This window comes from Streptohalobacillus salinus, assembly GCF_003201605.1.
GTDB classification, from domain to species: domain Bacteria; phylum Bacillota; class Bacilli; order Bacillales; family Amphibacillaceae; genus Streptohalobacillus; species Streptohalobacillus salinus.
The window spans coordinates 70,825-92,380 of record NZ_QJJR01000008.1 but is presented as its reverse complement, the minus strand read 5'-3'; the positions used below and the strand labels follow the sequence as shown (position 1 = coordinate 92,380).

Genomic DNA, 21,556 nt, shown 5'->3' with positions numbered 1-21,556 from the left:
AGGAACTACTCATGCCAAAAATGAAAACACATAAAGGCACACAAAAACGTTTCAAAAGAACAGGTTCTGGTAAGTTAAAACGCTCTCACGCGTACACAAGTCACTTGTTTGCTAACAAATCTACAAAGCAAAAACGCAAATTACGCAAAAGCGCACTTGTATCACCAGGGGACCAAAGACGTATCGATCAAATGTTACCAAGATAAGACAGATTACGAGAATATCGGTTAGATATATAGGAGGGAATTATTATGGCACGTGTTAAAGGTGGAACAGTTACACGTAAGCGTCGTAAACGCATATTAAAATTAGCAAAAGGGTACTACGGTTCAAAACATACCCTATTTAAGGTAGCAAAACAACAAGTTTGGAAATCAGGTACGTATGCATACCGTGACCGTAAACAGAAAAAACGCGACTTCCGTAAATTATGGATTTCACGTATTAATGCTGCAGCGCGCATGAATGATTTATCATACAGCCGTCTAATGCACGGTCTTAAACTTGCAGGTATTGAAGTTAACCGTAAAATGTTAGCTGAACTTGCAGTTTCTGATGAGAAAGCATTTACTCAATTAACAGATCAAGCAAAAACAGCATTGAACAAATAATAGCTAGCTAAAGAGTTGTTTTCTCACAAAGAAGACAGCTCTTTTATCTATTTTTACATAATATTTATGGGGAATGTGGGATGTTATCATGCAGTACTTATTCATGTATGTCATTATTATTAATGGTTATGGCTTTTGGCAAATGCGTCAAGACAAAAAACGTGCACAATCAAGGCAATGGCGTTATAGTGAAAAGAGACTGTGGCTTGTAGCTTTAGCGTTCGGAGCCATGGGTAGTTGGATTGGCATGCGTCACTATCGTCATAAAACAAAACATGTTCTCTTTAAATTTGGTATGCCATTACTCGCTGGTATCGAAATGGGTGGCTTGATTTATCTTGTGTTTCGTGATGTGGTGAATGTTATCTAATCTGTCAGGAATAGCTGCTGAAATGTATAGAAGAAAGGGGAGATAATAATGGATCAGTTAGAACGTGTAATTGAAGCAATTCGAGAATCCGGTTGGTTTGTTGCGCCGCTCATCTATTTGTTGATTCATTTTATTCGACCTATCATTTTTATACCGGTAATTCTTTTATTTATCGCAGCAGGTCTAATATTTGGCATTGTACCTGGTATTGTACTATCCTTGGTAGGGATTATGCTCTCTAGTGTTCAGTTTTATGGCTTAACAAAATTAATGCCATCAATGACCCATCGACTTGTACGCATGAAGAAAAAACTGATTGGTGAAGAACGACATGTCACCATAGAACAAATTGCTGTCTTACGACTGTTACCCTTTATTCATTTTCATTTGTTGTCGTTTATCATTTACGAGAAAACGTCAACATTTAAGAAATACATGGAAGAATCATTCTATAGTTCAGTGATGATGGTTGTTATTTATACGGTTATTGGACAGACGATTACTGAATTATCACCACTGGGTGTCGGTATGCTAACTGTTCTTCTTATTCCACTGATCTATTTCTTGAGAAAAGAAGAAAATATTCATCGTATTAAACAATTTTTAAGATTGGAGTGAGCCAGATGCAATTATCAAGCTTGTTTGAACAACAAAGGAAATTAGATAATTATATTGAAACGAAACATAAATTATCAGACAAAGACTTATTTGAAGAAAAGGTATTGGCGCTGTTTGTTGAACTTGGGGAGTTAGCGAACGAAACGCGTTGTTTTAAATTTTGGAGTTTAAAAGAAGCCAGTCCAAAAGCAACAATTCTTGAAGAGTATGTTGATGGGATTCACTTTTTACTTTCGCTCGGTATTACTGTTGAAGCAACCCCTGATATTGTTGATGTTTTTGAACAAGAGGCAACGACAACTTCATTATTTAATCAAATATATCGTGCGATTGATTACTTTAAAGATCGTCGGGATCTTGATACATATATGATTGTTTTCGGTCTCTATTTAAAACTGGCAGAACAATTAGGCTTTACGGAAGCAGAAGTTGTTGAAGCCTATCATAGTAAAAATGATGTTAATTTTAAACGTCAAGACCAAGATTATTAAACTAAACAAACCATGGAGGTTATCTTATGAATGAAAAATTACAGATGTTAAAAGAACTAACGGAAGCAAAAGGAATTTCAGGTCATGAAAAAGAAGCACGCGCTGTTATGGAAAAATATATCAAACCCTATGCAGATGAGGTCTATACTGATAACATTGGAAGCTTAATTGCTAAAAAAGTCGGACAAGCCGATGGTCCTAAAATCATGGTTGCTGGTCATCTTGATGAAGTTGGCTTAATGGTCACACGAATTGACGATAAAGGTTTTCTTTATTTTCAAACCATCGGTGGCTGGTGGAACCAAGTCATGTTAGCACAACGGGTGACGGTAATGACGCGCGAGGGTGAGCTAACTGGAATCATTGGTTCAAAACCACCGCATATTATGTCAGCAGAGGCACGTAAAAAGCCTTATGATATTAAAGACATGTTTATTGATATTGGCGCGACTTCAAAAGAAGAAGCAGAACGTTTCGGCGTTAGACCAGGTGATTCAGTCGTGCCCTATTTTGAATTTCAACCAATGAAAAATGAAAAACTATTACTTGCTAAAGCATGGGATAACCGTGTGGGCTGTGCCATTGCAATTGAAGTATTGAAGCAATTGAAAGATGAAGTGCATCCGAATGTGGTCTATGGTGTCGGTACTGTACAAGAAGAAGTTGGCTTACGTGGTGCGAAAACAGCAGCTAATTTAATTAAACCGGACCTTTCGTTTGCAGTTGATACAGGGATTGCTGGCGATACTCCAGGGATTTCAGCAAACGAAGCTGATAGTAAATTAGGTGATGGTCCACAGTTAATTATTTATGACGCGTCCATGATTAGTCACAAAGAATTGCGTGATTTTGTCGTTACGACTGCTGAGAAAAATGAAATTCCGTTCCAATATGCCACAATCGCAGCCGGTGGAACAGACAGTGGTTCAATTCACTTAACAGCAAATGGTGTACCAGCGCTCTCAATCGGCGTCGCAACGCGTTACATTCACTCACATGCTGCTATTCTACACCAAGATGATTTAGATCATGCAGTACGTTTAATTGTCGAAGTGATTAAACAGTTAGATGCCGACACGGTCAAGGAAATTACGTTTAACTAATTGTAAGACAATATAAAGCTAAACGCGTCTATGCATTAATGCACAGACGCGTTTATTCTGTTGAAGCAGCATTTATTACCTAAAGACATTGCTTCAGTGTTATGAGTAGTTAGCGTTAATGTTCTTTTGTCTGGTGCTCTTTTAGTTGTTCATCTGTTAACACTTCGGTAACCGCGTGAACTAAGACGTCGTCTTTCACACGGGCTTGAATGATTTCAGAAATGATGTGATCATCCGTCACTTCTTGGAGTTTACTCTTAACAGCACTTTCGATTAAGAACTCTTGCCGTAAGCCAAGATATAAGGAATAGATCATGGTCATCAAAATAATTGTAAAAGGCAAACCAGTAATGATGGAGGCCGTTTGTAAAGCTGTTAATCCACCACCAATGAGTAGGGTTGCAGCAACAACCCCTTCCATCACCGCCCAAAAGATACGTTGTGGCACGGGTGAGTCCAATTTTCCGCCAGATGTCAAGTGATCGACGACTAGAGAACCCGAATCTGAAGAAGTCACAAAAAATACCGTGACTAAAAGGATTCCTACTACAGATAGTATGCCTGAGATGGGGAGATTATCAACCATAGCAAATAATGCTAAAGATTCATCGATATTTACGACACGTGATAGATCACTAATACCATTTAGTTGTTGAAACAATGCCGTTCCGCCAAATACGCTCATCCATAAGAATGAAATGGTTGTTGGCACGACAATGACACCGATAATGAATTCTTTAACCGTCCGTCCTTTAGAAATTCTGGCAATAAACATACCAACGAATGGTGACCAAGATATCCACCAAGCCCAATAAAAGACCGTCCAAGTGCCTTGCCAATTCGATGCTCTGAACGTTTCAGCCCATAAACTCATTTCCATGAAATTTGCGATGTAGTAACCGATATTTTGAGTGAACCCGCTCATAATATAAACGGTCGGTCCAGCAATTAAAACAAAGATTAAAAAGATACCAGCAAGAACCATATTAATTTCACTTAGACGTTTAACGCCGCCATCAAGGCCCATGACGACTGAGATTGTTGCAAATCCAGTTATGACAGCAATTAAAATGACTTGTGTGGTTGTGCTGATACCTATCCCAAATAGATGGTTTAAGCCCGCATTGACTTGAGAGACACCAAGTCCGAGTGAAGTCGCGAGGCCCATTAAGGTAGCTAGGACAGATAAAACATCAATAATGTTTCCCCATAAGCCATAGATTTTGTTTCCGATTAAGGGATAAAATAATGAACGAATCGTTAAAGGAAGTCCTTTATTATAACTAAAGAAGGCTAAGCCAAGCCCAACAATTGCATAAATCGACCAAGGGTGAATGCCCCAATGAAAGAAGGTCGATGCCATTGCTGCTTGAGCAGCAGCCGGTGTGTTAGGGCTAATCGAATCAAACATAGGAGAAGGTCCCCCTAAGTGTAAGATTGGTTCGGCAACAGACCAGAATAACAGCCCAATACCCATTCCGGCACTTAAGAGCATTGCATACCAAGCAAAACGGCTAAATTCAGGTTTTGCTTTTTCGCCGCCAATACGTATCGAACCATAACGGCTAAATGCGAAATAAACCGCTGCGACAATAAATACATTGGCAGAAAAAATCATAAACCAACCTGTGTTTTTCGTAATAATGCCTAATGTGGAATCGAATAAGTTCTGTGCTTCAGTTGGAAATATTAATGTTATGGCAATAAATAGAAGTAAAATCACAGATGAGATAATTGTTACCTGAGGATGTATATCAAATCCAAAACGCACCCAGTTTCTTTCGCCAACTTTTTCTTTGCCAGCTTCGTCAAATAATGAAACCGTCGGTTTAATTTGTAGGCCTTTAAATGGTTCGCGATTCTTAATCGCTTCTTTTCGAGCATGAACTTCAGCTTTACGTAACTTTTTTGCTAAAGCGCGTTCAGATTCTAAAATACGATCGCGCTCTATTTGTTCAGGTGTTCGTTTATCCGGTTTGTTTTCGCGCTTTTTCTTTTTTTGTGGAGAATGATTCTTATCTTTTTCTTTTGCTTTCATTTTTGCACGTCCTTTCATTTATAACACACCAATTATAAGCGAATTCGGTATTTTATTGCAATGAAAACTTGAACGACCCCCACTTAACACTCTTACGTGTTGTTTGAGGTGGAGGATTCTAAGAACACAGACCTATCAATCCATGATTGATTAGGCTATCCTCGTTGTCCTGACGGTTAGAAGTCTTAGCGTTTCATTTTTAAGATTCTGTCCCGCGTTAAAATCTCGGTCAGGATGTGTACCACAAGAATGGCAGTCCCACTCACGTAAGTGAAGTTGTTTAACGGCTTTTTTTGGTAGCCACAACATGAACATAGCTGGGAAGAAGCAAATGGCTTAGACACAACAACCACGTGTTTGCGGACATTAGCTAGTTTCTGTTTTGATGCTCGAAGCCATTTAGGATTATGAAATACCTCATCCGTTAAGAGGATAGCAAAACCTTTTAGTCCCGTATCGACACCGATAGATGAACCGGTATTAGGAAGTTCCTGTATGTCTATTTCGACAAGGATGGATGCAAAATATTTGCCACTTGGGTTCCGTCTAACCGTGATAGATAGAAGACGCCGCTCAACCTCTGTTAATGCTACCGGCGTGCAAACACACTGGCTTACATCGTATAGTATGGAATCTGGACAAGCAATTTAAATGATTAATTATTTTATCAGTGAACAGGAATAACTATGAATCGATAAAGAATTATCTTTTACACTAACATTTTTATAAGTCATTTATTTGTCGCAATAAAAAAACTAAGATAAGATTATCTTAGTTAAGAAAGGATATTTTGAATTTTTTTAACATAATTCTGTGTTTCAGTAAATGGTGGAATGCCGCCATATTTATCAACATTACCCGGACCGGCGTTATAGGCAGCTAAAGCAAGTGTTTGATTGCCATCATAGCGCTTCAACATATCGCGCAAATATTTTGTACCACCCATGATGTTTTGTTTGGCATCGAAGCGATCGGTAACACCGAGGGCTTCTGCTGTTTTAGGCATCAGTTGCATGTAGCCAGCAGCTCCGGCATGACTAACAACATCACCCTTAAAATTCGATTCGGTTTGAATAACTGCTCGAATTAGGGACGTATCTACACCATAAGTCGCACTAGCGTCATTAATAATCGTATCCAATGAAGGGTTTATGCGTGCCTCAATAGGAGAAATAACTTCGTTCTGTCTCGATTGTATGTTGGTATGATTTAGTTGCTTACGAATAGAGGGGGCTTCAGTAGACGTATTCATGCTTGCTAAGAGATCATTAAAAAGACCTTCAAATGCATTGTTCTGATTGTTTGGTTGACTGCTATTTAAGTTAGAGATTGATTGTAATTTCATCATTTCTTGCACGAGTCGAATATCCATAGCTAACGTCCTTTTTGGAAAAATAGTTAATCCTAGTTTAAGCGACATTGACAGATAAGTAAAGATAAACTCATCTTGTCGTCTTGATTTATTGAGAAGCAATCGCTATCATGGAGAGAGACTTTAATAGATTAAAGCGCCTAGCTTAAAATGAGAAGTAAAGGAATGAAAAGCATGATTGAATCAATTAAAAATGAAACGGTTAAACAGATACTTAAGTTACATAAAAAGAAATATCGTGATGAGACGAATCGCTTCTTATTAGAAGGTGAACATCTTGTTGAAGAAGCTTTAAAGAGCGATTGGCAGATTGATCGGTTAATTGTCAGAGAAGACTATGGGTTAATCCCGAGTTTTAAAGCGCTAGAACAGCTTGTTGTTAGTCATAAGGTGTTTGATCATCTCTCGCTTACGCCGTCACCACAAGGGGTTATGGCGGTCGTTAAACGCACTGAGCCTAATCTTAGTTATTATCACCGGCTATTGGTCCTGGACCGTGTTCAAGATCCCGGTAATTTAGGTACATTAATTCGGACTGCGGATGCCTTCAAGTTTGATGCGGTTATTTGTCTTGACGGTACAGTTGATGTCTTTAATGATAAAGTGATTCGAGCAACTCAAGGTTCACTTTTTCACTTGCCGGTATTAAAGATGAGTGAAAGCGAGTTATTAACACTTGTCTCAAAACAACAGATCCAGTTAGTGGTCACAACACTAAACGATGCCAAACCACTTGAACAGTTAACGACAGAGGATAAGTTGGCAGTTGTGGTTGGAAACGAAGGGCAAGGCGTCACTGCTTCATTGCTAAAAGCTGCGCATCAAAAAATTAAGATTACCATACCCGGACAAGCGGAATCATTGAATGTAGGTATTGCAGCGGGTATTATAATGTATCAAGTGCAAGGTCGTTAACTTCTATTCGTTTGAGCTGTAGAATGTACCATCAATAGCGGTAAGACTGAGCAAAAGAGGCCGACACGCGATTATTTAATCGATAGTGTTGGCCTCTTTTTTTTGCCACATACGGTAGTTATAAATGATTTGGATTACCGTAGAAATAATGGCGAAAATAATTAGAGCAACCTTAAATATGACAGGAATGTTGGGGAGAAAATACATAACGATACTGAGTAGCACGATAAGCGGAACAGTGACGATCAACGTGCGCTTATATCGTCTTCGATATGTCAGTTTATAATAGGGAAAAGCCCAACCTTTATCAACCTTCGGTTTTTTTCGGTAATATAATCCAGAGCCTACAATAACAACAGCACTGACGATTATGGGCGCAAGAAAAGGAATAGTTAATAAATCGATCATCTGAACACCTCCTTATAGAGGGAAGTATACCGAAATTTTCTATTATTTTCAAGCAGTGGTGAAGCATACAATCTATCTGAATGCTCCAGAATAAATGGGTATTTATTTTGCACGGTTGATTGATCGAGGACGTGCGCTATCGTTTCGGTCAGTGCGAAAATGAAAGCATCGTTTACAATCATTCCAGTTTATACTTTACGAGTCAGCAATGAATGATCTTCTTATCACAGGTTTCCCATAAGGCATGGGGGCGCTAACACAGAAAATGTCACACGATCAAGCGGATGAGTTATGTCTTCATTCAAAACCGTGAATGGAAATGATGAATGTAATTTTTTTGGACAGTAAACAAAAAGCATGCTTAGTTGAGGGAGTGAAGCTATTTTTTGGTGGTGCACTTACATGAAAGGCTGGGATGCTTTAACGTTAGACACCTTTTGGTGTCACGCATACTCGCCACTTAAGGTTGTAACTGATATATGAAAGTAGTCTCTCACTTCTTAGAACAAGTGAAGTGACAAGTGGTTTGCTAGTGGGGTATGATTTTTTATTTGAAAGAAAACTTGCAACGCCGCCGTTTTTTTTCTATAATAAGACGGAGATATTATAAAAGTTATGAACGGGCCAGTAAGTTTGAATCAATACAATGAAACAGGGATGCTTTGTCTTGACTGGAAACAAAGCACATTGGATTTATACTGAAATTTCACTCGGGAACTGTTCTTTGGGATTTTGCTACCCGTTGGGTAGTAAATAATAAAGAACCGGACATGTTTGTTCGTTAACAACAATGAAGTGGGCAAAGGGTGCTTTGTCAACAAGGGTGGTACCGCGACTGTTTAGCCTCGTCCCTTTTTAGGGATAGAGGCTTTTTATTATGCAATAATATAATGAAACAAAGGTCAATGGTCATCAAAAAATTTACGGGAGGTTAACAACGATGCAAGAAAAATTACAAGCATTAAAAGAAGATGCGTTAAAAAAAGTTAATCAAGCAGAAAATTTAAAAGATTTAGAAGCTGTACGAGTGGAGTATCTAGGAAAAAAAGGACCGATTACTGAGGTATTACGGGGGATGGGGAAACTTTCTAAAGAAGAACGTCCTGTCATTGGTGAACTAGCAAATACAGTTAGAGCTGAGATTACACGTGCGCTTGAGCTGAAGAAAAGTACGTTTGAAGCAGAAGCACTGAATGAACAGTTACGGGCGGAGGCAATTGATGTTACGTTGCCAGGCCGTCCGGTAAGTGTCGGAGGTGCACACTTACTGACAGAAATCGTGACTGAAATTGAAGATTTATTTATCGGAATGGGATTTGATGTAAAAGAAGGACCTGAAGTTGAAACCGATTATTATAACTTTGAAGCACTTAATTTACCGAAAGATCATCCCGCACGGGATATGCAAGATTCCTTTTATATTACAGAAGAGTTATTGTTACGCACCCATACGTCTCCGGTACAAGCGCGAACAATGAATGAATTTAAAGGCAATAAGTCCGTCAAGATGATATGTCCAGGAAAAGTCTATCGTCGTGATACAGATGATGCAACGCACTCACATCAGTTCACTCAGGTGGAAGGTTTATATGTCGATAAAAATGTGCGGATGAGTGACTTAAAAGGCGTGCTCAATCAATTTGCTAAACAATTCTTTGGCGAAGAACGTGAAATTCGTCTTCGTCCAAGTTTCTTTCCATTTACGGAGCCATCAGTCGAAATGGACATTTCATGTAAGGTGTGTCAAGGGAAAGGTTGTTCAGTATGTAAGCAAACAGGTTGGATAGAGATTTTAGGTGGTGGTATGGTTCATCCGTCTGTTCTCGAAATGGCAGGTTATGATCCGAAAGAATATAGTGGTTTCGCCTTTGGTATGGGACCTGAACGTATCGCTATGTTAAAGTATGGTGTCGATGATATTCGCCATTTTTACACGAATGATCAACGATTCTTAAAACAATATCACAATCTATAAGATGGAGGGAAAAATATGCTTGTATCAATAAATTGGTTAAAAAATTATGTGAATCTAGGCGGTGAAACGCCAGAATCTTTAGCAGATAAAATTACTAAGACGGGTATTGAGGTTGAAGGTATTACTTATGTAACCGACGGGCTTGAAGACGTGGTGATCGGTTATGTTGAATCGTGTGAAAAGCATCCGGATGCCGATAAGTTAAACCTTTGCCAAGTCAATGTTGGCGAAGAAACGCTACAAATTGTGTGCGGCGCACCAAACGTTGCGGCTGGTCAACATGTAATCGTCGCAAAAGTAGGCGCCGTCCTCCCAGGTAACTTTAAAATTAAAAAAGCGAAGTTACGTGGGCAAGCATCAAACGGAATGATTTGTTCTTTGCAAGAACTAGGTGTTCAGGAACAGTATGTGCCAAAAGATATTGCTGATGGTATTTTTGTTTTTGATGAAGCGGTAAAAGTTGGCGAAGAGGCTAGTCATTATTTAAACTTAGATGATGCAATTCTGGAACTTGGTTTAACGCCAAACCGTTCTGATGCGTTAAGTATGCTTGGTGTCGCTTATGAAGTAGGTGCAATTTTAAACGAACCGGTTCATTTACCAGACGAGAGCTACACCACAGCACCGATAGAAGCTTCAGAACTCGTTACCGTGAAGGTTGAAGCTAAAGAAGACAATCCTTATTACGGGGCATTTATTGCGAAGGATGTCACGATAAAAAAGTCACCACAATGGATGCGTAATTTTCTAATAGCAGCCGGTATTCGCCCTATTAATAATGTGGTGGACATTACGAACTATGTATTACTTGAGTATGGTCAACCTTTACATGCATTTGATTTTAAAAAATTCGAGTCTGATGAGGTCGTCATTCGTCGTGCACATGAAGAAGAAACATTTGTAACCTTAGATGATGAAACACGTTCATTATCGACAGAGCACTTGGTCATTACAAACGGTAAGGTTCCAACTGCACTTGCGGGCGTTATGGGGGGGCGTGATTCAGAAGTAAGCGCCGAAACAACAACAATTCTGCTAGAAGCCGCCTATTTTGCTGGGAAACGCGTCAGACAAGCTGTTAAAGATCATCAATTACGCAGTGAATCAAGTACACGCTTTGAAAAAGGTGTCGATCCTAATCGGGTGAAAAAGGCCGCTTACCGTGCGCTCCACTTACTTGAAACCTATGCGGAGGCCACAATACTTTCAGGTGTTAGTGAAGTCGACACACTAACTTATGACGAAAAAGAAGTTGTGATGACAACAGATCGCATCAATGATCGGTTAGGAACAACCATTAGTGATGATGAAATTGCGATAATTTTAGATAAATTAGCATTTAACTTTGATCGAGAAGACCATATGTTTACCGTGCATGTGCCGACACGACGTCAGGATATTACGATCTTTGAAGACATGTTAGAAGAAGTTGCACGGATTTATGGCTATGATAACTTAGCCTACACGCTACCAGAGGGTGGACAACATGCCGGAAAGCTAACAGAAGCACAACAATTAAGACGGGCAATTAAACATTATATGGAAGGTGCAGGACTAAATGAAGCCATCACCTACTCATTAACAACGGAGGAACGTGCCAAACAACTCGTTTCACCTGAACTAAAAGACATTGCTCAGTCAGCTATCCGATTAAAAATGCCAATGAGCGAAGAACACTCAACCCTTCGCTTGAGCATCTTACCAGAAATGTTAGACGTAATTAGTTACAATCAAGCGCGTAAACAAAAAGATTTAGCTTTTTATGAACTTGGATCAGTGTTTATATCTTCAGAACAAACTGTAACGAGGCAACCAGATGAAACCTTACGTGTTTCGGGTGCCTTAACGGGTCAGTGGTTAAGTCATTTATGGCAACAAGAACAAAAAGCAGTTGACTTTTATGTTGTTAAGGGGATTTTGGAAGGACTCTTTGGACGGTTGAATTTAAAAGTGAGTTATCAAACCGCAGAACTTGAAGGAATGCATCCGGGCCGGACGGCAATCGTTCGCTTGAATGATCAAACGATAGGATTCCTTGGCCAAGTACATCCAACCTTAGCCAAAGGTTATGACGTAAAAGAAACCTATGTTTTTGATTTAAATGTCGATGCAATAATTGAAGCTGTCGATAAAGCACCGAACTTTAATAAGATTCCACGTTTCCCAACAATTACACGTGACATTGCCTTAGTAGTTGATGAAACTGAAGCAGCGGGTGAGATTAAAGCTACGATTGAAGCGTCCGCTGGTCGCTTGTTACAATCGGTAACCATCTTTGATTTATATCAAGGGGAACATTTAGAGGCAGGGAAGAAATCATTGGCCTTTAGTTTGCTATACCTTGATCCTGAACGGACCTTAACTGATGAGGAAGTAGAAACATCATACCAAGATGTGTTAGAAGAAGTTAAAATTAAACACCGTGCACTGTTGCGTTCATAAGAACGCATCGATCAAACATAAAAGAAGCAGTCGCTTATAAATAAGTGGCTGCTTTTTCGGTATTTTTAAAATGAACTTTTGCATAAGATGTGAGCGCTTCTTTACCTTTTTGCTTAATCAATTGAGCCGCAACTTGATCAACTTTTTTTGAAGCGCCCTTAGGAATCGTGAAGCCTGCTTGTTTACTTAGTTTATCCATCTCTTTTACAAAGCTATAACGAGCTAGAATTGAGGCAGTTGCGACTGCGATCGCATGACTTTCAGCTTTTGTCATGAAATAAGTGTTTGGATGTAATTGTTTACCCTCACTGCTTAAATGTTTTTGATAAACTTGCGGTGTTGAGAATTGGTCAATCAAAATGCCATCTGGTTTAACAGGTGAAAGTTTTGTTAATAAATGCGAAATTGCTGTATGATGTAGCATGGTTTTCATTTTCCCTTGGCTCCAACCGCGTGATTGTAGTTGGTTGTACTTCTCGTTATGTAAGACGACTAATGAATAGGGAAGATCAAGTTTCAAGATGGTTTTAGCGAGTTTAACAATCGACAGGTCAGTAAGGTGTTTTGAATCTTTAACACCGAGTTCCTTTAATAACGCGACTTGGTCTGCTCTCACATAAGCACTTACGACGGTGATAGGCCCGAAATAGTCGCCGGTACCCGTTTCATCAGAACCAATAATTGATTGATTGAACAATGCTTTACTCGGTGCATAGCGGTGGTCGTTAACGGAGGACGGCTTTGCTTGAATCGATGGTCCTGATTGCCAGCGAGTTGCTTCTTCATCGGAGCGTTCACCTTGAAACATCACTTTTTTCGAACGATAAGCAGTAATGGTCACCCCATTTGTTTTTGCTTGAAAAACGGCATGTTGCGGTGTTTTTGTTTGATAAGGTTGATAATAGTTAGTCATTGTTGATAGCGTTTTGTCATCAACAGTGATCACGGTTTGTCCCATAATGTTCGGTATCTCCTTCTTTGTAAGTGAATAAGGGTCTGTTGCAGTAGAACCAAGCATAAGTAAACGTGCATCGGTCCCTTTATTAGTATAGCAAACAATTATCGATGAGAATAGTTTCCTAAATCAAGGGTTCATGTTAAGATAAGGGGTAGGATTGATAAAAGGGGGAATTATGGTGTCCCAGCCAAAAAAAACAAGAACCAGTGTCGATATATATGGTAGAAATTATACGTTAGTCGGTGAAGAAGACCTTCACCATATGCGTTTGGTCGCAAGCACCGTCGATGACACGATGCGTGAAATTTATCAAGCGAATAAAAGCTTAGATACATCACGTATTGCCGTTCTAACAGCGGTAAACACAATGAATGATTATTTGAAATTAAAAGAAGATTATGATGCGTTACTAAAAAAAACTGAACAGAAAGAGGATTAATAACACATGGTTGATATTATATTATTACTGTTACTCGTACTCGGTGTATTAAGAGGCTTGAAGCGCGGACTCGTTCTACAAGTATTTCATTTTATTAGTTTTTTTGTCGCCTTTTTTATTGCGACAAGTTTTTACCAAGAGATTGCGGGCATGCTTGAAATGTGGATTCCTTATCCGCCACTTGATGCAGAGAAATGGGCTTTCTTTGGCGAAGCATTCGATTTAGAATCCGCTTATTACAATATGATTGCTTTTGTTGTGCTATTCTTTGGTGTGAAAATTATTCTTTCCATTATCGGCTCAATGCTAGATTTTGTTGCTGAGTTGCCATTGCTAAGTGTAATTAATAGTACTTTAGGTGCCGTCTTTGGCTTTTTAGAAATGTATCTAGTGTTATTTATCTTCATTTTTGTGTTATCACTCGTACCGATTGAGCAAATTCAAAGTTTAATTGACCAATCAGGGGTTGCACAATTTATGATTGAAAAGACACCGTTATTCTCTAATCGTATTATGAATTTATGGTTCTCATAAAATAGCTAATCACAGCCCTTGTAAATGGTACAAGGGCTTTTTTAAAAGAGGGGGACGTAGCGGATGGATGACGTAAATAAAAAAGATATTATTAAACTGCTTGAAGAAATTGCGATTTACTTAGAATTAAAAGGAGAAAATCCTTTTAAAATTGCTGCTTATCGTAAAGCAGCCCAAGCATTAGAAACTGATGAACGTGCCTTAAGCGAAATCGATGATGTGACAAAAATTAAAGGAATTGGCAAAGGCACTGGTGAAGTGATTATTGAATATATTGACAAGCACGAGTCAACCGTTTTAGAAGAACTAAAAGAAGAGGTACCTGCTGGTTTGATCCCCTTACTTGAAATACAAGGACTAGGTGGAAAGAAATTAGCGAAGTTGTACCAAGAACTTGGCGTTACAGATCAAGCATCTCTACAACAAGCATGTGAAGATGGAAACGTCCAAGCACTTGCAGGCTTTGGTAAAAAAACGGAAGAAAAAATTCTTGCAGGCATTAAAGCTCATGGCACTCAACCGGAACGTTTAGCCTTTGATGATGTGCTAGCGGTTAAACAAGAACTAAATGACTATTTATCACAGATTGAAGCGATTCAGCGGTTCGCGCTTGCTGGCAGTATGCGCCGCATGCGCGAAACAGTGAAAGATTTAGATTATATTATTTCAACGGATTCACCAAATGAAGTAAAAAAACAGGTGCTGAAGCTATCGGGTATCAAGGAGGTTGTTGCAAGTGGTGATACTAAAATATCGATTGTATTAGCACGCGATTACGACATTTCCGTTGACTTTCGTCTTGTCGAAGATGTTGCGTTTGCGACCACCTTGCACCACTTTACGGGTTCGAAAAATCATAATGTGAAAATGCGCCAGTTAGCAAAAGCACGTGGTGAGAAAATCAGTGAATATGGTGTTGAAGTCTTGGAAACGGGGCAATTGTTGACCTTTGCATCAGAGCAAAGTTTCTTTAATCACTTTGGTTTACCTTACATTCCACCTGAGTTAAGGGAAGACCAAGGCGAAGTGGAAACATACTCAGGTGACGAAGCCTTGGTTGAGTTATCAGATATACGCGGTGATTTGCATATGCACTCGACCTGGAGTGACGGTGCGCAGTCAATTGAAGAAATGGTTCAATTTGCGCTAGAAAAAGGCTATCAATACATTGCGATTACCGACCATTCTAAGTTTTTACGGGTAGCAAATGGATTGAATGAATCACGGTTACGCAAGCAACGCAAAGAAATTGAACGCTTGCGGCTTGATTATCCTGATATTGAAATTCTTGCTGGTGTGGAGATGGATATTTTACCCGACGGATCGCTCGATTTTGATGATGACTTTCTAAAGGAACTTGACTATGTGATTGGTGCGATTCATTCTTCATTTAATCAATCAGAAGAAGTGATTATGAAGCGATTATTTACTGCTATGGAAAACCCTTATGTTAAACATATTGCTCATCCAACCGGACGGATTATTGGTAAACGGACCGGGTACGCTGTGGCTATTGAAGCACTCATTGAAAAAGCAGTCGCGACTAATACAATACTCGAATTAAATGCGAACCCAAAGCGGTTCGACTTAAATAGTGAACAATTAAAGCTTGCTCAAACGCGTGGGGCTAAAATCGTGATCAATACCGATGCTCATAGCAAAAAGACGCTCGACTTCATGACCGAAGGTGTAGGTGTCGCTAGGCGAGGGTGGATCAAAAAAGATACCGTTGTGAATACTTGGTCGCTCGAGGAACTCCGTAAGTTTTGGCAAAGAAAAGCAGAAAAATAGGTGATAAAATGAATGAACGAATATTTCGTGTGTTAGAATTTGATAAAATTATCAATCAGTTGATTGATGAAGCTCAAACGTCACTAGGAAAAGAACGGGCGCGACAAACAAAACCAGCGATCGATTTAACAGAGGTACACCTGTTACAAGCGGAAACAGATCAAGCTGTCCAAATCATTCGCCTAAATCAACCGCTCCCGTTTGGAGGTGTTTCAGACATTGGTCCAGCTGTTAAACGCGCTGAAATTGGTGGCGTGTTAAGCCCACAAGAATGTTTGCATATCCAAGGGACGATATATGGCGGAAAAAACATTAAACGATTTATGGAACAGTTAGAAGAACCAGAAGCACCGTTAATTCGCGCTCTAGCTGATGAAATTGAGCCTTTAGCTTTGCTCGAACGTGAAATTAAAAATTGTATTGATGACCATGGTCATGTGATGGATATGGCCTCAGATAAATTAAGACAAATCCGCACGAAGATCAGAACCAGTGAACAACGGATTCGTGAACGCTTAGATACTTATACACGAACCAAAACGAAAATGTTGTCAGATCCGATTGTAACGATTCGTAATGACCGTTACGTGTTACCAGTCAAACAAGAATACCGCCAAGCGATTGGTGGAATTGTCCATGACCAGTCATCATCTGGTCAAACTTTATTTATGGAACCACAAAGTGTTGTTGACATCAACAACGTTCTTTCAGAAACGAAAGTGCAGGAAAAAGCTGAAATCGAACGGATTTTAAAAGAGCTATCAATTAAGATTGCAGCTGAGGTTTATCCACTGCGCCACAATTTATCTCAATTAAAAGCACTTGACTATATCTTTAGCCGGGCTCGGTTAGCTGAAAAGATGCAAGCAGCGATGCCGAAAATGAATGATCATGGCTTTATCGATATGAAACAAGCGCGCCACCCGTTGCTTACTGATGACGAGGTCATTGCAAATGATGTCGTACTCGGGGATGATTACCATGCGATTGTTATTACCGGACCGAATACCGGAGGAAAAACGGTGACGCTCAAACTGGTTGGCTTATTGACTTTAATGGCACAGTCCGGTCTCCAAGTTCCGGCCCTCGACGGCTGTGAGCTTGCTGTATTCGAAGATGTATTTGCAGATATTGGTGACGAGCAATCAATTGAACAGAGTTTAAGTACTTTCTCTTCCCATATGACGAATATTGTTGAGATTTTAAAACACGTCAATGCTAAAACATTGGTTCTGTTTGATGAACTAGGTGCCGGAACTGACCCACAGGAAGGGGCCGCACTGGCAATGGCGCTTCTTGATGAAGTCGTTCGCCGCCATGCACGGGTCATTGCCACAACTCACTATCCTGAGCTCAAAGCCTATGGTTATAATCGCGAGGGCGTTATTAATGCGTCTGTTGAGTTCAATGTTGAAACTTTACGACCGACGTACCGTTTACTCATCGGCGTGCCAGGTCGAAGCAATGCCTTTGAAATATCGAAACGTCTCGGTTTAAATGATGAAGTCATCACTGCTGCTAAGCAACTGGTCGGTACCGATACACAAAGTGTGGAACATATGATTGAGTCCTTGGACACAGCGCGTCGTTCTGCTGAGCGCGATTATGAGGTAGCCGAAGCAACACTCGCAGAAGCAGAACAACTAAAAAAAGAACTGGAACAGAAATGGGAGCAGTTTGAACAAGATCGTGATAAGCTCTACAAAAAAGCCGAAGCAAAAGCTGAGAAGGCGATTGAAAAAGCAAGAGAAGATGCAGAAGCGGTTGTTAAGGCAATGAAAGATATGAAAACAAATGCTGAACTAAAAGAACATGAGTGGATAGAAGCAAGAAAAATATTTGATGAAGCACAGCCTGATCTCAGTAAGAAAACAAAGCAACAACCGATTAAAAAGCCGAAAAACGAAGCTCTGAAAGTTGGTGATGATGTCTTACTATTAACATTAAATCAACAAGGGACGATCGTAGAGAAAATTTCTGAAAAAGAATTCCAAGTTCAGGTAGGCATGATGAAAGTTAAGGTGAAGAAAAACAACCTTGAGAAACTTGCACCGAAGAAAGAACAGGTGACACGACCAACCGCAACGGTGAAACAGTCTAATAGTCATGTAAAAACGGAACTTGATTTACGCGGTGAACGTTATGAAGATGCGCTTAATATGCTGGAAAAATATGTTGATGATGCTTTACTACAAGGGCATCCAAGGGTCTCAATTATTCACGGAAAAGGAACAGGCGCTCTAAGAAAGGGAGTGCAGGCGTTTGCTAAACGTCACCGTCACATTGCTTCTGCAAAAGCGGGAGAAATGAATGAGGGTGGAAGCGGCGTAACGATTTTAGAGTTTAAGTAATCGGGTATGAGCATAACGCTAGCCAATAAAAACCCCGGGGTGGTATACTTGGTTTTGTAGAAATCATTCAACAAACATTTAGGAGGAATTATATAATGGCAACTGTAAAAGTAACAGATCAAACATTCCAAAAAGATACAAGTGAAGGTTTAGTTTTAGTAGATTTCTGGGCACCATGGTGTGGCCCGTGTAAAATGATCGGACCTGTTTTAGAAGAACTTTCTGATGAAAAAGCAGATCAAGTGAAAATTGTTAAATTAAACGTTGATGAAAATCAAGAAACTGCAGGGAAATATGGTGTTATGTCAATTCCAACCTTATTATTCTTTAAAGACGGTGAAGTTGTGGATCAAGTGGTTGGTTTCCAACCGAAAGAAGCATTGGCTGCACGGATTGACAACCATGCATAAATTTTGTTAAGGATAGTATAAGGGGAGTCACCTACGGGTGGCTTCTTTTTCTTTCGGAAATCTTTATGCTATACTATGAAAAAATGACAACGAAGTCATGTCAGAGTTAGAGGTGAAGGTATGGCATCAACCATCGAAGAAAAATTACGGGTATTGCCAGCTGAACCTGGTTGCTACCTTATGAAGGACAAGCATGGTACCGTCATTTATGTCGGAAAATCTAAATTGCTTAAGAACCGTGTCCGTTCGTATTTTAGAGGCGCAAATGATCAAAAGACACAACGGTTAGTGCAAGAGATCGTTGATTTTGAATACATTGTCACCTCGTCAGAGATTGAAGCACTGATTTTAGAAATGAATTTAATAAAAAAATATGACCCGAAATATAATATTTTATTAAAAGATGATAAATCTTACCCGTATTTAAAAATTACTAACGAACGTCATCCACGGCTGATCATCACGCGAAAGGTATTAAAAGACAAAGGGCGCTATTTTGGCCCCTATCCAAATGTTATTGCTGCCCGAGAAACAAAGAAATTACTCGATCGGATGTATCCTTTACGTAAATGTAACAATCCTCCCGGCAAGTATTGTCTCTATTACCATCTCGGGCAATGCCTTGCATGTCAAGAGGATCCTCCAGAAAGAGAAGCGTATCAACAAATCATTAACGAAATATCATCTTTCCTAAAAGGTGGTCACAAGGCAATTAAACAAAACCTCAAGGAGAAAATGGAAAGTGCGAGTGAAGATTTAAATTTTGAGCGAGCGATGGAATTAAGGGATCAAATTCAACACATTGATGCAATCATGGAACAACAAAAGATGACACTTAAAGATCAAGTTGACCGCGATGTATTCCACTATACTTACAATAAAGGGTGGATGTGTGTCCAAGTCTTCTTTATTCGGCAAGGGAAGTTAATTGAACGTGATGTATCAGTCTTTCCTTTCTTTGATGAAGCACTAGATACGTTCACTACTTTTATTGGACGCTTTTATTTGCACCAAAATCACCCCTTACCAAAGCAAATATTAGTTCCAGCTCCCGTTGACTATCAGTTGTTGAGCGACTTATTGAAGGTTGATGTCACCATTCCATATCGTGGACGTAAGAAGGAACTTCTTGATTTAGCGGGAAAAAATGCTGAAATTGCGCTTGAAGAAAAGTTTAAATTGATTGAACAAAATGAAGCACGTACCATTAAAGCGGTTGAAAAGTTAGGTGAGGTATTAAATATTGATACACCGCACCGGATTGAAGCGTTTGATAACTCGAATATCCAAGGGCGTGATCCTGTTTCGGCGATGGTTGCTTTTATTGATGGGCAACCTGCAAAAAAAGAATACCGTAAGTATAAGATACGTGATGTGAAGGGACCAGATGACTATGAGACGATGCGAGAGGTTGTTAGACGCCGGTATACTCGGGTATTGAAGGACAAGCTACCGCTGCCAGATTTAATTGTTGTTGATGGGAGTAAAGGACAAATCTCAGCTGCACGTGATATTCTGGAGAACGAGTTAGGACTTGATATTCCTCTAACAGGCTTGGCAAAGGATGATAAACATAAGACAAGCGAACTACTCTACGGGGATCCACCGATGGTGGTTCCACTCGATCGCCAATCTCAAGCTTTTTATCTTATCCAACGGATTCAAGATGAAGTCCACCGATTTGCGATTACCTTCCACCGTCAATTGCGAGGGAAAAATGCTTTTCGATCGGTATTAGATGAGATACCAGGTGTAGGAGAGAAGCGACGGCGTGTATTGTTAACGCATTTTAAGTCAATTAATGAAATTAAAGAGGCAGACTTAGAAACTATGAAGCGCTTAGGTATTCCTGGGCCTACGGCAGAAACGATTTTGGCTCATTTGAATGAAGAAAAAGATCTTGGTGAGTAATTGCTCACTAAGATCTTTTTTAATGTACATCGTCGTTTATCTGTAATGTTTAACGGTAAAAATGACCGTCGCTTTTTTTGGTTTAATGTCTTCCAGTGTTTCACATTGAAAACCGCGGCAATTTGTCATGACTTCTGCAAGTATCCCCGATTCAAAACGGTATTCGTGATTTTCCACGGCCTGGTGACGTGCTGCAATTAACGGTGAGGTTAACTCAAAGATATCTTCACTACGCTTTTCTTTCACATGCGTGAGTTCACCAATGCCCATTTGAATAAACATTTCAATGGCGGTTTCAATTGACGTTACTCGGTGTTCACGGGCCATGTTTTTGCCAAGTACATACAAAATCTGAGGTTTTTCTTCGCCAAGCAAATCATCGAACGCACTGTATCGTAGTAAATCAAACCCGCTGCCGTGTGAAATACGCGCATTGTACAAGGATAATGAATCACTATCTTTATCTTTTTTATGCATAATCTTGTCCCCTTTCATTCTCTTTCTATTATCGGATAATAGAGGGTGAAAATGCAATCTTTTTTAATCGGACAGCTGATGAACTTCGATTGCTGATGCAAGGGGTCAGTATCCGCCAAAATAAAGGGTGATCACCTATCATCTAAAAAATCAATCATGACAAAAAGTAAGAGCTTCCTGTCCGTTCAATAAAATGATCAAATGAGACAAAGCTTCTGCTTTAATAAATCTGTAAAATATCTCTAACTAATAGCATTCACCCTTAGTAGCGCTTAACAGAAAAACACCTAATCTCATATCGAAAGAGGTTAGGTGTTAATCAAGGAAGCGTTTCGCTTATTT

20 protein-coding genes, 1 pseudogene and 1 other annotated feature are annotated in these 21,556 nt (G+C 39.6%); of the genes and pseudogenes, 15 read left to right on the top strand and 6 right to left on the bottom strand.

Translation table 11 applies throughout. The features are described 5' to 3' along the window. The first annotated feature begins 11 nt into the window (after nt 1-11). The 6 genes from rpmI (at nt 12) to DES38_RS08095 (ending at nt 3,193) form a co-directional block, all read left to right on the top strand. Nucleotides 12-206, top strand: coding sequence for a 50S ribosomal protein L35 (gene rpmI / locus DES38_RS08120; RefSeq protein ID WP_110251612.1), 195 nt, complete (start codon nt 12-14; stop codon nt 204-206). Between the two features lie 45 nt (nt 207-251). Next, nucleotides 252-611 carry a 50S ribosomal protein L20 gene (gene rplT, locus DES38_RS08115; RefSeq protein ID WP_110251611.1) on the top strand — a complete coding sequence of 120 codons (360 nt, stop codon included), beginning with the start codon at nt 252-254 and terminating at the stop codon, nt 609-611. Nucleotides 612-699: 88 nt separating this feature from the next. Beyond that, complete coding sequence (locus tag DES38_RS08110) at nt 700-981, top strand: DUF1294 domain-containing protein (protein ID WP_110251610.1); 282 nt, start codon at nt 700-702, stop codon at nt 979-981. 48 nt (nt 982-1,029) lie between these two features. Then, entirely contained in the window at nt 1,030-1,599 is a 570-nt protein-coding gene (locus DES38_RS08105; protein ID WP_110251609.1) for a TVP38/TMEM64 family protein, read from the top strand. A gap of 5 nt (nt 1,600-1,604) precedes the next feature. Then, nucleotides 1,605-2,090: a dUTP diphosphatase gene (locus tag DES38_RS08100; protein ID WP_110251608.1), complete on the top strand. Its 486-nt coding sequence runs from the start codon at nt 1,605-1,607 to the stop codon at nt 2,088-2,090. A gap of 26 nt (nt 2,091-2,116) precedes the next feature. Beyond that, a complete protein-coding gene (locus DES38_RS08095; protein WP_110251607.1) occupies nt 2,117-3,193 on the top strand; it encodes a M42 family metallopeptidase in 1,077 nt (358 codons plus the stop codon). Nucleotides 3,194-3,308: 115 nt separating this feature from the next. Here the strand turns inward: DES38_RS08095 and DES38_RS08090 are convergent, their stop codons facing one another. From DES38_RS08090 to DES38_RS12185, 3 genes and pseudogenes are all read right to left on the bottom strand, one after another. After that, complete coding sequence (locus DES38_RS08090; RefSeq protein WP_110251630.1) at nt 3,309-5,231, bottom strand: BCCT family transporter; 1,923 nt, start codon at nt 5,229-5,231, stop codon at nt 3,309-3,311. Nucleotides 5,232-5,381: 150 nt separating this feature from the next. Beyond that, nucleotides 5,382-5,812: pseudogene (locus DES38_RS12125) on the bottom strand (zinc ribbon domain-containing protein); the annotation flags it as partial. 194 nt (nt 5,813-6,006) lie between these two features. Beyond that, nucleotides 6,007-6,603: a lytic transglycosylase domain-containing protein gene (locus DES38_RS12185; RefSeq protein WP_110251606.1), complete on the bottom strand. Its 597-nt coding sequence runs from the start codon at nt 6,601-6,603 to the stop codon at nt 6,007-6,009. A 174-nt stretch (nt 6,604-6,777) separates the two neighbouring features. On the opposite strand from DES38_RS12185, the gene DES38_RS08075 reads away from it, so the two are divergent. Next, on the top strand, nt 6,778-7,518 hold the full coding sequence (locus tag DES38_RS08075) for a TrmH family RNA methyltransferase (protein WP_110251629.1): 741 nt from the start codon (nt 6,778-6,780) through the stop codon (nt 7,516-7,518). Nucleotides 7,519-7,593: 75 nt separating this feature from the next. Here DES38_RS08075 and DES38_RS08070 read toward each other — a convergent pair whose 3' ends face one another. Further along, nucleotides 7,594-7,926, bottom strand: a complete 333-nt coding sequence (locus tag DES38_RS08070) for a hypothetical protein (protein ID WP_110251605.1) — start codon at nt 7,924-7,926, stop codon at nt 7,594-7,596. 606 nt (nt 7,927-8,532) lie between these two features. Beyond that, nucleotides 8,533-8,782 (top strand) — a binding site (T-box leader). A gap of 84 nt (nt 8,783-8,866) precedes the next feature. Here DES38_RS08070 and pheS point away from each other — a divergent pair. Continuing rightward, nucleotides 8,867-9,901 (top strand): phenylalanine--tRNA ligase subunit alpha, encoded by a 1,035-nt coding sequence (gene pheS / locus DES38_RS08065; protein ID WP_110251604.1) that lies wholly within the window; start codon nt 8,867-8,869, stop codon nt 9,899-9,901. 15 nt (nt 9,902-9,916) lie between these two features. Then, nucleotides 9,917-12,343, top strand: coding sequence for a phenylalanine--tRNA ligase subunit beta (pheT, locus tag DES38_RS08060; RefSeq protein ID WP_110251603.1), 2,427 nt, complete (start codon nt 9,917-9,919; stop codon nt 12,341-12,343). A gap of 34 nt (nt 12,344-12,377) precedes the next feature. Here the strand turns inward: pheT and rnhC are convergent, their stop codons facing one another. Then, nucleotides 12,378-13,301, bottom strand: coding sequence for a ribonuclease HIII (gene rnhC / locus DES38_RS08055; RefSeq protein WP_110251602.1), 924 nt, complete (start codon nt 13,299-13,301; stop codon nt 12,378-12,380). Between the two features lie 178 nt (nt 13,302-13,479). Between rnhC and zapA the strand changes: the two genes are divergently transcribed. The 6 genes from zapA to uvrC all read left to right on the top strand — a co-directional run bounded on the left by zapA (nt 13,480) and on the right by uvrC (nt 20,737). Beyond that, nucleotides 13,480-13,740, top strand: coding sequence for a cell division protein ZapA (zapA, locus tag DES38_RS08050; protein ID WP_110251628.1), 261 nt, complete (start codon nt 13,480-13,482; stop codon nt 13,738-13,740). Nucleotides 13,741-13,746: 6 nt separating this feature from the next. Further along, nucleotides 13,747-14,274, top strand: a complete 528-nt coding sequence (locus tag DES38_RS08045) for a CvpA family protein (RefSeq protein ID WP_110251601.1) — start codon at nt 13,747-13,749, stop codon at nt 14,272-14,274. 63 nt (nt 14,275-14,337) lie between these two features. Continuing rightward, nucleotides 14,338-16,065 carry a DNA polymerase/3'-5' exonuclease PolX gene (gene polX, locus DES38_RS08040; RefSeq protein ID WP_110251600.1) on the top strand — a complete coding sequence of 576 codons (1,728 nt, stop codon included), beginning with the start codon at nt 14,338-14,340 and terminating at the stop codon, nt 16,063-16,065. A gap of 8 nt (nt 16,066-16,073) precedes the next feature. Beyond that, complete coding sequence (locus tag DES38_RS08035; RefSeq protein WP_110251599.1) at nt 16,074-18,416, top strand: endonuclease MutS2; 2,343 nt, start codon at nt 16,074-16,076, stop codon at nt 18,414-18,416. Nucleotides 18,417-18,508: 92 nt separating this feature from the next. Then, complete coding sequence (trxA, locus tag DES38_RS08030) at nt 18,509-18,826, top strand: thioredoxin (protein WP_484421908.1); 318 nt, start codon at nt 18,509-18,511, stop codon at nt 18,824-18,826. Nucleotides 18,827-18,946: 120 nt separating this feature from the next. Further along, nucleotides 18,947-20,737: an excinuclease ABC subunit UvrC gene (uvrC, locus tag DES38_RS08025; RefSeq protein WP_110251597.1), complete on the top strand. Its 1,791-nt coding sequence runs from the start codon at nt 18,947-18,949 to the stop codon at nt 20,735-20,737. Nucleotides 20,738-20,773: 36 nt separating this feature from the next. Here uvrC and DES38_RS08020 read toward each other — a convergent pair whose 3' ends face one another. Continuing rightward, complete coding sequence (locus DES38_RS08020) at nt 20,774-21,214, bottom strand: DUF2507 domain-containing protein (protein ID WP_170114372.1); 441 nt, start codon at nt 21,212-21,214, stop codon at nt 20,774-20,776. Nucleotides 21,215-21,556: the final 342 nt, after the last annotated feature.

What these genes read in the sequence shown, in the direction of transcription:
- DES38_RS08090 (WP_110251630.1), bottom strand. Translation starts at nt 5,231, where the DNA reads ATGAAAGCAAAAGAAAAAGATAAGAATCATTCTCCACAAAAAAAGAAA.
- pheT (WP_110251603.1), top strand. Translation starts at nt 9,917, where the DNA reads ATGCTTGTATCAATAAATTGGTTAAAAAATTATGTGAATCTAGGCGGT.
- DES38_RS08045 (WP_110251601.1), top strand. Translation starts at nt 13,747, where the DNA reads ATGGTTGATATTATATTATTACTGTTACTCGTACTCGGTGTATTAAGA.
- DES38_RS08075 (WP_110251629.1), top strand. Translation starts at nt 6,778, where the DNA reads ATGATTGAATCAATTAAAAATGAAACGGTTAAACAGATACTTAAGTTA.
- DES38_RS08070 (WP_110251605.1), bottom strand. Translation starts at nt 7,926, where the DNA reads ATGATCGATTTATTAACTATTCCTTTTCTTGCGCCCATAATCGTCAGT.
- pheS (WP_110251604.1), top strand. Translation starts at nt 8,867, where the DNA reads ATGCAAGAAAAATTACAAGCATTAAAAGAAGATGCGTTAAAAAAAGTT.
- DES38_RS08105 (WP_110251609.1), top strand. Translation starts at nt 1,030, where the DNA reads ATGGATCAGTTAGAACGTGTAATTGAAGCAATTCGAGAATCCGGTTGG.
- rplT (WP_110251611.1), top strand. Translation starts at nt 252, where the DNA reads ATGGCACGTGTTAAAGGTGGAACAGTTACACGTAAGCGTCGTAAACGC.
- DES38_RS08020 (WP_170114372.1), bottom strand. Translation starts at nt 21,214, where the DNA reads ATGCATAAAAAAGATAAAGATAGTGATTCATTATCCTTGTACAATGCG.
- DES38_RS12185 (WP_110251606.1), bottom strand. Translation starts at nt 6,603, where the DNA reads ATGGATATTCGACTCGTGCAAGAAATGATGAAATTACAATCAATCTCT.
- DES38_RS08110 (WP_110251610.1), top strand. Translation starts at nt 700, where the DNA reads ATGCAGTACTTATTCATGTATGTCATTATTATTAATGGTTATGGCTTT.
- uvrC (WP_110251597.1), top strand. Translation starts at nt 18,947, where the DNA reads ATGGCATCAACCATCGAAGAAAAATTACGGGTATTGCCAGCTGAACCT.
- DES38_RS08100 (WP_110251608.1), top strand. Translation starts at nt 1,605, where the DNA reads ATGCAATTATCAAGCTTGTTTGAACAACAAAGGAAATTAGATAATTAT.
- rpmI (WP_110251612.1), top strand. Translation starts at nt 12, where the DNA reads ATGCCAAAAATGAAAACACATAAAGGCACACAAAAACGTTTCAAAAGA.
- rnhC (WP_110251602.1), bottom strand. Translation starts at nt 13,301, where the DNA reads ATGGGACAAACCGTGATCACTGTTGATGACAAAACGCTATCAACAATG.
- DES38_RS08035 (WP_110251599.1), top strand. Translation starts at nt 16,074, where the DNA reads ATGAATGAACGAATATTTCGTGTGTTAGAATTTGATAAAATTATCAAT.
- DES38_RS08095 (WP_110251607.1), top strand. Translation starts at nt 2,117, where the DNA reads ATGAATGAAAAATTACAGATGTTAAAAGAACTAACGGAAGCAAAAGGA.
- polX (WP_110251600.1), top strand. Translation starts at nt 14,338, where the DNA reads ATGGATGACGTAAATAAAAAAGATATTATTAAACTGCTTGAAGAAATT.